This window comes from Solwaraspora sp. WMMB335, assembly GCF_049179075.1.
Taxonomy (GTDB): domain Bacteria; phylum Actinomycetota; class Actinomycetes; order Mycobacteriales; family Micromonosporaceae; genus Micromonospora_E.
The window spans coordinates 7,117,583-7,131,203 of the sequence record NZ_JBMHMF010000001.1 but is presented as its reverse complement, the minus strand read 5'-3'; the positions used below and the strand labels follow the sequence as shown (position 1 = coordinate 7,131,203).

The 13,621-nt window shown below is 66.6% G+C and carries 15 protein-coding genes; 10 read left to right on the top strand and 5 right to left on the bottom strand.

Translation table 11 applies throughout. The features are described 5' to 3' along the window. The first annotated feature begins 3 nt into the window (after positions 1–3). The gene (locus ACN27F_RS30775; protein WP_421438965.1) at positions 4–240 is read left to right on the top strand and encodes a hypothetical protein; all 237 of its coding nucleotides are present in this window, start codon (positions 4–6) and stop codon (positions 238–240) included. 49 nt (positions 241–289) lie between these two features. On the opposite strand, the gene ACN27F_RS30770 is transcribed toward ACN27F_RS30775, so the two are convergent. Both ACN27F_RS30770 and ACN27F_RS30765 read right to left on the bottom strand, forming a co-directional pair. After that, positions 290–1,075 carry a CHAT domain-containing protein gene (locus tag ACN27F_RS30770; protein WP_421438964.1) on the bottom strand — a complete coding sequence of 262 codons (786 nt, stop codon included), beginning with the start codon at positions 1,073–1,075 and terminating at the stop codon, positions 290–292. Between the two features lie 16 nt (positions 1,076–1,091). After that, complete coding sequence (locus ACN27F_RS30765) at positions 1,092–2,873, bottom strand: hypothetical protein (RefSeq protein ID WP_421438963.1); 1,782 nt, start codon at positions 2,871–2,873, stop codon at positions 1,092–1,094. A gap of 461 nt (positions 2,874–3,334) precedes the next feature. On the opposite strand from ACN27F_RS30765, the gene ACN27F_RS30760 reads away from it, so the two are divergent. Next, on the top strand, positions 3,335–3,892 hold the full coding sequence (locus ACN27F_RS30760) for a dihydrofolate reductase family protein (RefSeq protein ID WP_421440565.1): 558 nt from the start codon (positions 3,335–3,337) through the stop codon (positions 3,890–3,892). 20 nt (positions 3,893–3,912) lie between these two features. On the opposite strand, the gene ACN27F_RS30755 is transcribed toward ACN27F_RS30760, so the two are convergent. Further along, entirely contained in the window at positions 3,913–4,140 is a 228-nt protein-coding gene (locus tag ACN27F_RS30755) for a hypothetical protein (protein WP_421438962.1), read from the bottom strand. A 52-nt stretch (positions 4,141–4,192) separates the two neighbouring features. Between ACN27F_RS30755 and ACN27F_RS30750 the strand changes: the two genes are divergently transcribed. After that, complete coding sequence (locus ACN27F_RS30750; RefSeq protein WP_421438961.1) at positions 4,193–5,002, top strand: phosphotransferase family protein; 810 nt, start codon at positions 4,193–4,195, stop codon at positions 5,000–5,002. A 28-nt stretch (positions 5,003–5,030) separates the two neighbouring features. Here the strand turns inward: ACN27F_RS30750 and ACN27F_RS30745 are convergent, their stop codons facing one another. After that, positions 5,031–6,158 carry a hypothetical protein gene (locus tag ACN27F_RS30745; RefSeq protein WP_421438960.1) on the bottom strand — a complete coding sequence of 376 codons (1,128 nt, stop codon included), beginning with the start codon at positions 6,156–6,158 and terminating at the stop codon, positions 5,031–5,033. A gap of 149 nt (positions 6,159–6,307) precedes the next feature. On the opposite strand from ACN27F_RS30745, the gene ACN27F_RS30740 reads away from it, so the two are divergent. From ACN27F_RS30740 to ACN27F_RS30710, 7 genes are all read left to right on the top strand, one after another. Continuing rightward, entirely contained in the window at positions 6,308–7,237 is a 930-nt protein-coding gene (locus ACN27F_RS30740; protein ID WP_421438959.1) for an HNH endonuclease, read from the top strand. Positions 7,238–7,365: 128 nt separating this feature from the next. Continuing rightward, a complete protein-coding gene (locus ACN27F_RS30735; protein ID WP_421438958.1) occupies positions 7,366–7,626 on the top strand; it encodes a hypothetical protein in 261 nt (86 codons plus the stop codon). A 20-nt stretch (positions 7,627–7,646) separates the two neighbouring features. After that, entirely contained in the window at positions 7,647–8,285 is a 639-nt protein-coding gene (locus ACN27F_RS30730; RefSeq protein ID WP_421438957.1) for a hypothetical protein, read from the top strand. Continuing rightward, positions 8,282–8,983 (top strand): hypothetical protein, encoded by a 702-nt coding sequence (locus ACN27F_RS30725; protein ID WP_421438956.1) that lies wholly within the window; start codon positions 8,282–8,284, stop codon positions 8,981–8,983. Before ACN27F_RS30730 ends, ACN27F_RS30725 begins: the two co-directional genes overlap by 4 nt. Before the next feature lie 353 nt (positions 8,984–9,336). Beyond that, positions 9,337–10,470: a DUF262 domain-containing protein gene (locus tag ACN27F_RS30720; protein ID WP_421438955.1), complete on the top strand. Its 1,134-nt coding sequence runs from the start codon at positions 9,337–9,339 to the stop codon at positions 10,468–10,470. Positions 10,471–10,472: 2 nt separating this feature from the next. Continuing rightward, positions 10,473–10,973, top strand: coding sequence for a HEPN domain-containing protein (locus tag ACN27F_RS30715; protein WP_421438954.1), 501 nt, complete (start codon positions 10,473–10,475; stop codon positions 10,971–10,973). A gap of 259 nt (positions 10,974–11,232) precedes the next feature. Next, on the top strand, positions 11,233–11,460 hold the full coding sequence (locus ACN27F_RS30710; RefSeq protein ID WP_421438953.1) for a hypothetical protein: 228 nt from the start codon (positions 11,233–11,235) through the stop codon (positions 11,458–11,460). Between the two features lie 389 nt (positions 11,461–11,849). Here ACN27F_RS30710 and ACN27F_RS30705 read toward each other — a convergent pair whose 3' ends face one another. Further along, positions 11,850–13,415, bottom strand: coding sequence for an IS1634 family transposase (locus tag ACN27F_RS30705; protein WP_421434445.1), 1,566 nt, complete (start codon positions 13,413–13,415; stop codon positions 11,850–11,852). Positions 13,416–13,621: the final 206 nt, after the last annotated feature.

The window sequence follows — 13,621 nt, the reverse complement described above, 5'->3', positions numbered from 1 at the left end:
CCGATGCACGCCCTGGAAGCCGCTGGCGGGGCGGCGTACCACCGGCTGCGCGGCTGGGTGCTCGGCGGCGCGTTCGCGGTGCCGTCCGCCCTACCGCTGGTGGGATTCACCGTCCAGCCGGCCGGCCATCTGCCGAGCCTGCTGCTGGCGGTCGGGCTGTGCGTGGCCGGTCTCGCCGCATACGCGATGACGCCGTGGCGGATCCAGTACCTCGCCGGGACGGTGGCCTCGAATCTCTGACCAGACGGGACCTGCGCGGGTCCCGCCTGGTCAAACCTTTCAGCCTAGGTTATCGACCTGCGTCGACCAGGAACAGGCTCGCCGGGTCGACGCCGGGTGCGGTGCGGAGAGTCAGCAGCTCCGCGTCGGGAAACCCGCTCATCTCAAGACCGACCCTGGACAACGCCAGAGCGCTGGCGACCGACTGACCCTCGGCCAGGGCGGCGTAGAAGCGGGCGGCGAACGCGATCGCCGCTTTGTCGCTGATCCGATCACTCATCCCGACGGCGGCGGAGACCACCGTCGTCAGCACCTCCAGTTGTGCCGCCGAGTGGCACGAGTTCAGCACCACCAGGCGGGGCGGCCGGTCGACGGCGTTCAACGCGTTCACGAACGTCCGGGCGCTCATCGCCGACCCGGAGGCGAGCGGACCGCTGCCGCTGTCGAAATCCAGCATGGATCCGCTGCCATGTCCGGAGAAGTGGACGACGTGCGGGCGACAGCGCGCCAGGCCGTCCAGCAGATCGGTACCGGTGGCGGCGGTCATCGGTTCTACGGCGACCATCTCCCGGTACGTGGCTGCCCGCACCGCTTCCCGGACGATCCGGAGGTCCTGGTCCACCCGCAGGTCGCCGTGGGGGGCAGCGGTCAGGTACAGGATTCGCAGCGACCCGGCCGCCTGTGGGACACCGGTCGTGGGCGCCGCGTCGACCCTGGCGACCGGCGCCTGGCCGGCGCCGGACGGCGCGCTCCTTTCGGCTTTCGCGGCGCTTTTTTCGGCCTTCGCGTTATTGCCGATGGCCACCGCCGACTCATCGACGTTCATATTGCTGATGTTGAAGTTGTCACCGCCCATTGTTCGGCCACACCTCTCAGTTGCTTGCCGACGATTGAGAGCCGACGGCCACCGCGCTGTTGACAAACGTGCTCTCCGAGATCGTCGTACTGTTGTTCTGGATGTAGGTCATCCGGGTCCGATACTCGGAGGTGTCGACGTGGTGTTCCTCGAGGTAGTCGATCAGGGCCTCGGACACCGCCTTTTCGACGAGCTTCAGGTACTTCTCGGCGTCCAGGGACTGGAGGAACTTCTGTGGGGTCTCCTCGCTCGCCAGTTCCCGCACGCTGATCCGCGCACCGTAGTCGTGGATGAGGTTCTGCTGGCTGTCGTCGCGTGCCCGGTCCATCCGGTTCGACAGCGTCATGATCTGCCAGAGTGACCGCGCCGCGTGCAGTGGAGCCTTGATCGTTTCCGGCCACAGTTTCAGCGCGCTCGACACCGCCTCACCGAGCCGCAGTGCCGCCGACTTCCGCAGCCGGTCGGCGACGTGGTACTCCTCGACGATCGGCGGCAACATCATGCCGAGGAATTCGGCGTACAGCCGGCCGCCTTCGACCGCCACATGCACGAAGGCGGATATGACGACTTCCTGGTTCTGCGCCGGCAGCACCAGGCGTCCGTCGCCGGTGACGACCGGTTTGCCCTCGACGCCGATGGTGATGCGCTGGTAGTAGCGCAGTCCGCCCTGCGGGTGGCGGATGATCGCGGCGATGGCTTCGGGTGAGGCCACCGAGTGCGGCCGGTGGGCCGGGTCCAGGAGCGGGTCGCCCTCGCGGCGCTCGCCGTCGGCGACGATGTGGTCCGCTACCCGTACGCCGGGCACCCGCTGGTGCTCGGGCAGCGCGGAGTCGGTGAGCGCCCAGACCCGCTTGCGGATCGCGACGTGGATCTCGTACGGATCGACCGAGTCGTGGACGCTGACGCGCGGCTGGGGCGTCGAATCCGTGGGGGGCAGCAGGGTCGGGTCGGACCGCAGGCTCAGGGCCATCGTCCACGAGGCGTTGCCGACCGAGGCGCCCGCTCCGAGGAGCGGGTTACGGGCATGCACGGTGACGTTGCCGTTCTGGGTCCCGCGTACCCAGTGCAGCCGCTGCGCGATCCGCTCGTTGGGCAACTGCGGAGCGGTGCCCGGCACATCCGCGCCGAACGCCTGCAGAATCGTCCGGAAGGCCATCATCCGGTGCACGGCGAGGGCCGCCAGGGTGCCGACCGCGAGGGCCAGCGGCAGGGCCAGCGCGAACGTGAAGAACGCGTCGATCACCGGCAGGGCACCACTCAACGGGTCATCGCCGGCCAGCCCTGTCGGATCGCTGTTTTCTGGCGCCAAACTGGCGAACAGGAGCAGGAGCGGCGAGTAGATGCCGAGGCAGCAGAAGACGATGGCCGCTGCGACGAAGTACGCCGCACCACGAGGTCCCCTCGTGTACTTGGGGGCTCCGCGGTACTTACTCCGGTGGAGCAGCCCCGCCGCCACCAAAATCCAGGCGAGCGTCACGAACGGGAAAGTGATGAGGCCGACCAGCAGCAGCCCGGTCAGGACGGAATCCCTGATGACCAGCATCTTCCGGGCCTGGAAAGAGTGCCGGACCACTGGATCGAGGTCGAAGTCGACGGAGTTCGCGACGGCGCGTTGCTCGTCTCCGACCACCTCGTCGATCACCGTACGGGCGAAGTCGTTGTTGAGATAGGCCGCGCTGCACAGCATCCGGGTAATCGTGCTGAACGTGGGCGGAGGCTGCGGCGGCGGTGGCGTGTAGAAGAACGGGACGGGCTGCTCTCCCGGCTTCGTTTCATCGATCTCCGTACTATCGATCATGAAAGCGTCCCAAGGTCGGTGACTACACGAAGGACGGCCAGATTAGAGCCGGACGCGACACCCCAGGATCAAGAGATCAGCCGCAGTTGTCGTCCACACGGGAGGACCGGCCTGGCCGAAGGTACCAAGATATTACGACTCGGTTCGAGCCACTTCGGTCTCGATCATGCGCGCTTTGAGATACTGCCCGCCAACCATCAGGCCAGATCGTCAATTATCGATCATTTCTGGTTTCAACAGCATGGCGCTGCTCTATCGACATCCCGACAACGTCAAATCAAGATCATAAAGACGCTATCTCACCCGTCAGGATGCGGAAAGCCTCGAGACGTACCTGGCCAAGCGCTGATCGGGCGGGACCAGGGTGACCGTTGGGCGACATCGACGTCACCGCGCCCGGCAACCGCACCTACGTCCAGCGGGCCTGCCAGGACGCTGTAGTGGCGTTAGACTCGCCGGCCATGGGTCTGCTCACCTTCAGCCTCAACCTCACCCTGGACGGTTGCGTCGACCACCAGGAGGGGATCGCTGACGATGAGACGCACGCCCTGTTCACCCGGCTCATGGACGAGAGCGGGGCGATGCTGTGGGGCCGGGTCACCTACGAGATGATGGAACGCTACTGGCCGGCCGTCGCCCGCGGCGACCAGGAGGCGCCGCCGGCCATCCGCGAGTGGGCGGTGAAGCTGGAGGCCAAACCCAAGTACGTGGTGTCGTCGACGCGCACCGACTTCCCGTGGACCAACAGCCACCACATCGCCGGTGATCTGCGCGAGGGCGTGCAGAGGCTCAAGGACGCGACCCCGGCCGGGGTCCTCCTCGGCAGCGGCACGCTCGCGACCGAGCTCGACCGGCTGGGCCTGATCGACGAGTACCAACTGCTCGTCCATCCCAGGATCGCCGGCCACGGCCCGACGCTGTACCAGGGCGGGCTGCCCGGCACGCGCCAGCTCGAACTGCTCTCGGCGCAGCCGCTGCGCAACGGCGCGGTGGCCATGCATTACCGCCGCGCGCGCTGAGTCACCGGGTACGGGTACGGTCAGCAGAACTCGACCGGGTCACCGCAGTGAATGACGCCGAACTCCAGCGGCCGGGCGTATACCCCGGCACACGGCAGAACACCGACAGCCGCCAGGCGCAGACGGTTGTGTCGGCTCAGCACCTGCAGAAGCGCGACATCCGGCTCGCCGTCGCCGTGGCGCAGCGCCGGGACCACGCACCGTGGGGTCGCGGTGACGACCTCGGCGACCAGCCGCACCCTGCCCACCTGACAATCGTGGCTCATGGCCGTGAAACCTAGCTGACGTTACGGTGATCCGATGCAGGTGGAGGCGGCCCAGCAGGCGACGCAGGCCGCCGTGTCGATCGCCTCATCGCTCGGCTTGACCGTCTACGACTCCGTCGTCCTGCACAACTCGAACAAGCTCACCTTGCGGCTGCGGCCCTGCGACGTGCTGGCGCAGATGGCACCGGCGGCGCACCAGTACGCCCAGCGTGAAGTGGACATCGCTCAGCGACTGTTCGAGGTCGGCAGCCCGGTGGCCGCGCTGGAAGCTCCCGAGGTCTTCGCCCGGGACGACTACGTGGTCACTCTGTGGACCTACTACGAACCGCTGAATCGAGCGATCCCACCTGCGGGCTACGCCGAAGCGCTCGGACGTCTGCACGCCGGAATGCGCCGGGTCGACCTGCCCACCCCGCACTTCACCGACCGGGTTTCCGAGGCTCAAACGCTCGTGGCGGACCGCGACCGGACCCCGAGGCTGGCCGACACGGACCGGATCTTCCTGGCGGGCACGCTGGACCGGCTGCGCCGGGTGGTCAGCGACAGTGGCCGGCCCGAACAGCTCCTGCACGGCGAACCCCACCCGGGCAACCTGCTCTCGACCCCGGTCGGCCTGCTCTTCGTCGACTTCGAGACGTGCTGCCGGGGACCGGTCGAGTTCGACCTGGCCCACGCACCCGACGAGGTCGCAGACCGGTACCCGGGCGTCGATCACCACCTGCTCCGAGATTGCCGGACCCTCGTGCTGGCGATGATCACCACCTGGCGCTGGGATCGCGACGACCAGTTCCCCGACGGCCACCGGCTCGGCATCGAGTGGCTGAGCCAACTCCGGAAATCCTGACGCCCGCCGGTTGTCTGCGCGCCTTGCCCTACCAGGTGAAGCCGACCATGAACGGGGTGTTGACCGGGCTGCCGGCGCTGTTCAGGCAGGTCACGCCGACCTTCATGTCTGTGGTGCCGACCGGGTGCCAGTACTGCACGTGGCAGTGCGCGTCCTGATAGCCCAACGCGTGGGCCACGGCGTGGCCGGAGTAGTCGATGATCTGCGGGAAGAACATCTCGTACCGTCCGGTGCCGGTCCGGGTGACGGCGTAGTCGCCGCTCACCGAGCTGTCGTTGGTCCAGGTGATCGCCGGTGCCGGCCCACCTGACGGGTACGTGTCGTCGACCGTCGCCAACGCCGTCGGAGCGATCTGCTGCAGCAGGTTGTGGATCGTCCAGGTGATGGTGAACCGGGAGTCGACGAAGGCTCCGGAGGCGTCCCGGCACCGTACCCGGGCGATCCCGTCGGCGAGGTACGAGTCCACCTTGCACTTCACGGCCGCCGACGTGTAGGCGGTGATCTGGTAGAACGTGGTCTGCGTCTGGGCGGCCGAGGCGGGCAGCTCCACCGCGTACGAGCCGGGCGCGTCCCGCGCCACCCACGGTGTGCCGCCGCCGGCGTCGTAGCGGTACCACGCGCTCGGGGTGTACATCGGCGAGGTCGGATTGTTGGACCAGAGGTACGACACGCCGTCGGCGGCGAGCGTGGAGCCGCTGGCCTCGACGAAGTTCGCCACGAAGTACGCGTCCTGCCGGGCGCCGCTGGACCCAAAGCAGTAGACGTTGACCAGCAGATCGGTGCCGGACGGATACCAGGAGCCGACTGTGCAGAACCGGGCCGCCGCGCCGTACGCCTGGGCGTGCACCACTCCCCCGCCGCTGGTCACCAGCGACCCGAGCCCACCGAAACGCACCTGGTAGGCGCCGGCACCGGACCTGGTGACGGTGATTGGCCCGCCGCCGGGATTCTTCGCGTACGAGTAGTAGGTGTGGCCGCCGGAGGTCCACGTCGGCACCGTGTAACTGGCGGCGGTGGGGTTGCTGGCCCACACGTAGCTGGTGACGGCCGGGGTGACGTCCGCCGCAGCCGGTACAGCCGCCGTGACGGTGGCGGCAGCGCCGACCGCCGCGGCACCAAGGACGGTCGCGATTCGTCGGAGAAGCCCACTGATCATGCGCCCGACGCTAACCACCGCCGTCAACCGCCCGCGCCTGCCGCCTCACCTACGGCGAGTTCTCGAATCACCCGTCGCGGCGGTGCACTCTCGACTGTCAGCCGGTCGGCCCATTCCGGGCTGTGCCGCCTGCCGAGCAATGTGGCCGGGTGAAGGCGTTCGTGGGGGTCACCGACGGCGAGTGGCGCAGCTTCCTCGCCGCCCGGCCGCAGATCAACGAGGTCAACTTCTGGCGGCCCGGCGGCGGCAGCTTCAAGACCCTCACCCCCGGCGAGCCGTTCTTCTTCAAGAGCCGCTACCCGCACAACCGGATTGTCGGCGGCGGCTTCTTCAGCGGCTTCGCGAAGCTGCGGCTCTCGGAAGCCTGGGGACTGTTCGGCGAGGCCAACGGCGCGGGCTCCCTCGCCGACATGGCCCGCGACATCGGCAAGTACCGCAAGGACCCGATCGGCCCCGGCGAGGACCCGGTCATCGGCTGCATCTTCATCCGCGACACAGTTTTCTTCCCCGAGGGTCGGCAGCCGGAGCCGCCGCCGGAATTCTCGCCGAACCTCACCCGGGGCAAGACGTACGGCCTGTCGTCAGGCACGCACTTCGAGTACTTCGAGCACCTGACGAAACTGCTGCTCGGTGGGGAGGTGCGGGTCGACCCGGAAGGCTCCTGGCACCGGCCGGGGCCGGTGTTCGGCGACCCCCGGATCCGGCCGCAGCGCCTGGGCCAGCAGTCGTTCAAGGCGGTTGTCCTGGACACGTACTCCCGACGCTGCGCGATCACCGACAGCAAGCTGCGGCCGGCGCTGCAGGCCGCGCACATCCGCCCGGTGGCCGCTGGCGGCGAGCACCGCATCGACAATGGCATGCTGCTACGGGCCGACGTGCACATCCTCTTCGACCAGGGCTACCTGGGCGTCGACCCGAAGTACCGGCTGCTCGTCAGCCGACGCCTGCGCGACGACTTCGGCAACGGCGAGCAGTTCTACGCCCGCGCCGGCACCCAGATCGCCGTGCCCGAGCAGAAGGCCCGCCGCCCCGACCACGACCTGCTCGAATGGCACACCGACACAGTCTTCAAGCGCTGACACTGCAGCCCACCCGGCAGTCTGTCCCATGATCCGTGCACCGGGTGCCTACCGGAGGTCATGGCTCCCGTTGTTCACTCGCTGTACGGTCAGGGTAGCCAAGACGGTCCGATGGGGAGGATGTCGGCGTGAGTTCGGTTGAAGAGGTCAAGGCGGGCGTCGCCCGGTTCGGTGACGAGGTCGGCCAGCAAGTGGGCGCGATCCGGGCCAGCGCGGAAGCCCTCGACCGCAGCACGGCCGCGCTGCGCGGCATCACCAGCGGGTCCAGCCACTCGCAGGTGTCCGACACGATCGCCAAGGTCGAGCAGGCAAAGCAGAAGCTGGCCGAGGCTGCGGCGCTGACGCAGAGCGCGATCGAGTCCAGCCGTGGCTACGCGGCGAGCTTCTGACCGGCTGGGAGGATCACCTGATGTCGACTGTGATCGTGCCCGCCGGGCTGAGCATGGGTCCCCGCTACCGGTACGTCCGCCCGCCGGACCCGACCCCGGAGTGCTACGAGGTGCATCTCGGTGACGACCTGGTGGAGCTGACCGAAATCGAGGCCGCCGTCTGGGCCGCCGCCTTCCTCTACCCGGACCAGCACGCGAAGCTCACGGTCAACCGCGATTCCCTGGTACGCATGTTGGAGACCGCGCCGAAGCCGGAGCCGCACGCCGCACGCTACGTCGACGACCTGATCGCCCGTGGCCTGCTGGTCGAGTTCGACCCCGACGGCGACCTGCAACCAGTCTTCAGCCGCCACAAGCTGCTCCCCCTCGCCCAGGGCCTCGGCACAACGCCCGAGGAACCCGACCTGCACCGCATCGGCGTCGGCGACAAGGCGGCGGTCGCGGTGCCCATCCAGGTCTACACCCAATGGTCGTACGCCTTCCTGCACGCCAACTTGTGGGACGCGTGCGCCTTCTACGCCGACCAGTCGGAGGAGGAAGCTGCCGGCGAGAAGCTGATGGACCTGACGGCAGCGGGGGTAGCCCGCGACGTAGCGATCAACCTCCCGATGATGGTCGTCACCGGATGCGCCTTCTTTGATCCGGTCGTCGGGACATGAGGTACGGCCGGAAGCAGCGCAAGGGCCAGCAGCAGGCCGAGACCTACGGTCAGCAGTTCCGCCGGGAGTTGTCGAAGGAGTCACTCGGCAAGTTGGCCGAGCTGGGCGGTGCCGCCGTCGGCATGCTGCTGGGGCTGGCCTCGACGAAGGCCGGTCTTCCCGTGCCGCCGTCGACAGCCGCGACCGGTGGCGCGATCGCGGGCGCGATGCTCGGGATCCTGGGCAAGTCAGCCGCCGGTACAGCCGTGGACCGCCTGATGAGCCGGAAGGCCGACGAGGGCAAGCAAGAGACATCGGGCGGCAAGCCGCAAACAGCGATCCCGGGTACGGGTGAGCCAAAGCAGGTCCTTCGTGCGATCGACCCGGCGAGACGGGAGCCGCGACGCGCACCACCACACCGGCCGCGTCGGCTGACTCAGCCCCGGGCCGGGTCGGAGGTAGGGCCGGCCGCCGGATACCTCGGGCGACTCCGGCAAATCCTCGACGAGATCGAGACCCAGCAGGCCAAGCTGGCAAACGTTGCGAACGCGATGCGGGCCAGCCAGCTCGGCTTGGCGCAGCTGCTCGCAGGCGGCCGGCAGGACCGTACGCAGGAGATCTACACCTGGGCCGAGCTGTCCCGCGCCAACATCGAAGACGCTGCCGTCCTCACCCACCAGGCCAAGGAGAGCCTGAAGGGATATCTGTCCAACCTGTAGCTCGGGACGAGTTGCGCCCGGATCGCGGCAAATGAGTGAGGCGGTAGGGCACTGCTGGCCATGTTTTGCGTGGCCGGCCGGCGGTGGCTGCTCAACCTACTGCCGCCCGAGGATCTGGGCGGACGCCAACCGCCTGGACAGGTCGGCGAAGAGCCCACCTGCTCCCGCAACACCGCCTGCCATTGCGGCGCGGCAGTGCCGGGCTCACCCTTCAACTCCACACCGCCCGAGTCCGCCGCGTCGCATGAGTCGCATGAGAGGACCGATCCGTCAGTCACCATCTGGCATCCCCAACCTTCTCTGACAGCCCGGGGGGTCACTTCGGTGCGGGATGGTGTGTAGTCTTCTTCGACGTGACCAACGAGAGCGCTTCTGGGCAAGTTGAGGAAGAAGTCGACGAGCCCAGCGGGCTGGTCGAGGCTGAAGAACTTGATCTCTTGGAGCCGGAACCCACACCACAGCCGGTCACTTACTCGGGACAAGACTTTGACGTTGAGGGCTTGGTCCGCCGGTTGGACAAAGGCGACATTTTAGTACCTACGTTTGGCCATGACGACGCACGGATCACGTCTGCAGGATTTCAGCGCGGTTTCGTGTGGACCCGACCCCAGATGGATCGGTTTATTGAATCCCTGCTACTTGGCTACCCGATACCCGGCATCTTCCTGGTTCGCCAAGCGGATCGGCGCTATCTCGTTCTCGATGGGCAACAGCGATTGAGAACGTTGCAGCACTTCTATGGCGGAGCGGTGGGCGGCAAGGAGTTTTCCCTCCGCAATGTGGGCGAGGCTTCTCATGGGCTTACCTACAGAACACTACCCGAAAATCAGCGCAGATTGCTTGACAATACATTCTTTCAGGCCACCGTTGTGGATACTGACGGCTCGCGGGAGTCTTTGGAAGCAGTATATCAAATCTTCGAAAGGCTCAACTCAGGTGGAACGCAGCTAACGGCGCATGAAATACGGGTTGCCCTGTATGCCGGCCCATTTATCGACTTCCTAGAGCGACTTAACAGGATTGATACTTGGCGCTCGGTATACGGTAAGGTGTCTCCGCGACTGCGGGACCAGGAGCTCATTCTGCGAATTCTCGCCCTTTATGCGGTAGCCCCGACGTACAGACGCCCCCTCAAGACATTCTTGAACTCTTTCGCCGCCGAACACCGGCATCTTCAAAGGCTCGACCACGACGGACTTAGTGGACTCTTCGAACGCGCGAGCAGATTGATAGCAAACGCCGCCGGTCGTCGGGCGGTGCGCTTTCAGAGCAGCCAGGTGAATGTGGCCCTCGCCGAGGCCCTATTCGTCGGACTGATGCGTCGGCTCAACTTCGATGGAGATGTGGCCGTAAACGCTGTTGCGAGCGCAATCAGCGACATTCGACAGGATCCGAGGCTCAATGACGCCATTAGTAGATCAACGGCCGACGAAGAGGCAGTCAAGACGCGCCTCGAAATAGCAACTAAGCGGTTTGCGAGAATGTAACAATGCCGACTGTCATCGCATGGCCGTCATTGACAATTCAAAACCTCGATCGCGGCCTGAGTCGCGTTGCTTCGTTGGTGGAGCGCCCTAGCCCAAATGAGCCAGATGACGTGACGCGGGCGTTGGCCAGATTCTTGATTATTCGGACCTGCGGCCACTTGGAGAAGACGGTCCAAGAGTGCCTTCGGGCATATGTTGAGAACAAATCTTTTGGGCGGATAAAACTGTTTTCACATTCCTGGCTCGCCAGAATGAATAACCCGGAACCAGAACGCCTCCTTGAGCTAGTTGGCCGATTCGACCCGGGCCTTCAGAGTGATCTACGAGCGCTATTTGAAGCGAATGACTTCGAACTGAAACGAGAGATCTCGCTTCTGATCGATAAGCGAAACGCCATTGCCCACGGCGAGAGCGAGGGTATCGGTTCCCGCAAAGCTCTGAGTCTTTTGGAACATTCCAGGACGTTGACGGACTGGTTCATCCTCAATTTTGATCCACGGTGACTGCGTCCTGAAAGCAACGGTCCGACCCATGCCGGTGTCCGACGCGACCCCGTCCGTCTCCGCAAAGCCACTCGCGATTCCGCGCCAGCAGCGGAATCGCTCACGGGTTGGCATCGTGGAGTACGAACAAGCGAGATCCAGATTCTCCCGCTTGCGCAGCAGCTTGCGGTGCTTCTTCTTGGCCATACGCGGATCAAAGCAGGGTATCTCGCATCGTCATCAATCAGGTGAATCTGGCCCCGGGAGTGATCATTCGACCATGCAGCCGCCCCGCGACCAAGCCCCGCAATGGAGGTCTGCCACGGCACTGATCACCCCGCTGAACAGGTTCGCCGAATATGCCAACGCTCCGGCGGCGTTCGCCCACGACGTCATCGGCATCGCCGTCCCGGACGAGACGCTTCGCCGGACCACCGCCGCGGGACTGACCCATAAGAGCACGAAGGACGTCCATCCCTCGCCCAAGGTATGGAACCAGAGTCCTTAATCCCTACGCGATGCCTACGCCGTCGGTTTGATGATCGGGTGAGCTCTCATCAGCACGCCAGGAAGGCGGCGATCGGCACCACCGTGACCCACGGTGACGACCGGTTTGTGGCAACGACCGCGCGTCGAGCGCCACCGCGCATCCATCACTCACCGTGACGCTCGGTCAGCGGCATGTCCGTTGGTTGCGGCTGACTGCTAAACGCGTTTCCATCCTCGCCCAACGCGCGATAACTCCGGATGACCCCGCCCCCGATCAGGAGGCGGTAGCCCCATTCGAGCCGGGCCGAGTCCGAGGGGACAGCTCACCCTGGCGGGGCATCCTCAAGCCCTCTCCCGAGCTGACAGCGATGAGGACGAGCCGGACGCGGTCAACCCGACTTGGCTCATTTAGTGCGTGCGGTGGATGGCGTTGAGTGCGGTGTGGAGGTCGTCGGGGATGGGGTCGGCTGCGGTGATGGTGTGGTCGCCGGCCTGGATCGTGACGGTGCGGTAGCGGCGGGCGGTGGTGACGAAGCGTCTGATGCTCCAGCCGGTGGTGTTCTCGATCCAGCGGGACACGGCCAGGGCGGCGAACACGATGGTCAGGTGGGCCTCGATCGATTCGCGGGTGTGGTGGAACACCGGCCGGGCGGCCAGGTCGGTCTTGGACATGCGGAAGGACTTCTCGACCTGCAGGAGTCGGCTGTAGGCGCTGATGACCTGGTCGGGGTCGGGGTTCGGCAGGTTGGTGACGTAGCCCTTGATCCCGGCCAGGGCGCGGTTTTTCGCTTCGAGGGCGCGGTTGACGGTCTTGGTCGCGCCGGTCAGGCGTACGTACCGGTTGCGTTTGACCGGGGTCCGGCCGGCGACGGCGTTGACGGCCTTGGTGATCTGGGTGTCGATCCCCTTCAACGTGCGGCGGGCCCGGTCGGCGCGGTACTGGTAGAAGAACGTGTGGTCACGGCGGTTGTCGCCACGGCCGGCGGGCCAGGGCTGGACGAACACGTGCCCGTCGGGGATCTCCGCCTCGGGGTGGGCGTCGCGCCACTGCTGGACGGTGTAGGGCACGTCGGGGACACGGGCGCCGAGGATGAACGACAGACCGGCGGCCTCGATGGCGCGTTTGTTCGCCTCGGACACCATCCCGGCGTCGGCGACCACGGTGACGTCGGACAGCCGGTGCGCCTCCAGGAACGCTCGCAGGACCGGCAGCATGGTGGTGGTCTCGGCCCGGTTTCCCTCGAACGCGTGCACCATCAACGGGAACCCGGCCCCGTCGGTGAGCAGACCGACGGTGATCTGCGGCTCCAGACGCCGTTCCTTGGAGAAGCCGGGCTCACGGAACCCGTCACCTTCGTCGGCCTCGAAGTACAGCGTGGTGACGTCGTAGAGCAGCAGGGTCGCCGGACCCAGCCGCACGTGCTCGGCGCAGGCGCGCGCCAGCCGTGCCCGCCACGGGCCACCCGCCGCATCCGCTGGGGTCTCGGCGCCGGCCGGCGCTGCGGGGTCGGAGGCGCTGTCACCGCCGGCGTAGACCCGCAGCCGCCGTTTGATCGTCGCGTACGACGGCGCCCACGCGCCGGCCTCGTCGAGGACCCGCACCGAATCGAGTTTGCTGGTCGGCTCGATGATCCTGGCCAGCACCAACGCCTTGAACACCTCATCGCGGCCGGTGGCCCGAGCGAATCCCAGCGTCTCGTAGCCGCGGCCCAACGCGTCGAGCAGGTGCCCGGCCCGCGATGACGTGATCGGCAGCGGGGCGCCGCCGTTGGCCGGTTGGTCCGGCAGACGCAGGTCCAGCTCGCCCTGCCCGGCGGCGAGTCGCTGCCGGGCTACCGCCTTGAGTAGTTCCAGGTCCGCGTCGGTGTGCGCGGATCCGATGTGCTCGATGTCCCGCGATCCCCGCCGCTGCGAGTGCACGATCTGCACCGCGCGCGCCCCCGACGCGGTCTTCACCGTCCGCACGTACGCCACGCCGACACCCTAGAACCCGGCCGTTTAGTGCGTGCCTCCCGACACAACACCCCAGGTCACAGCCCCGCAGACCCCGAAATCAGCCAACCGTGAGCCAAGTCGGGCCGGGCCGAGTCCGAGGGGACAGCTCACCCTGGCGGGGCATCCTCAAGCCCTCTCCCGAGCTGACAGCGATGAGGACGAGCCGGACGCGGTCAATTGAGGCC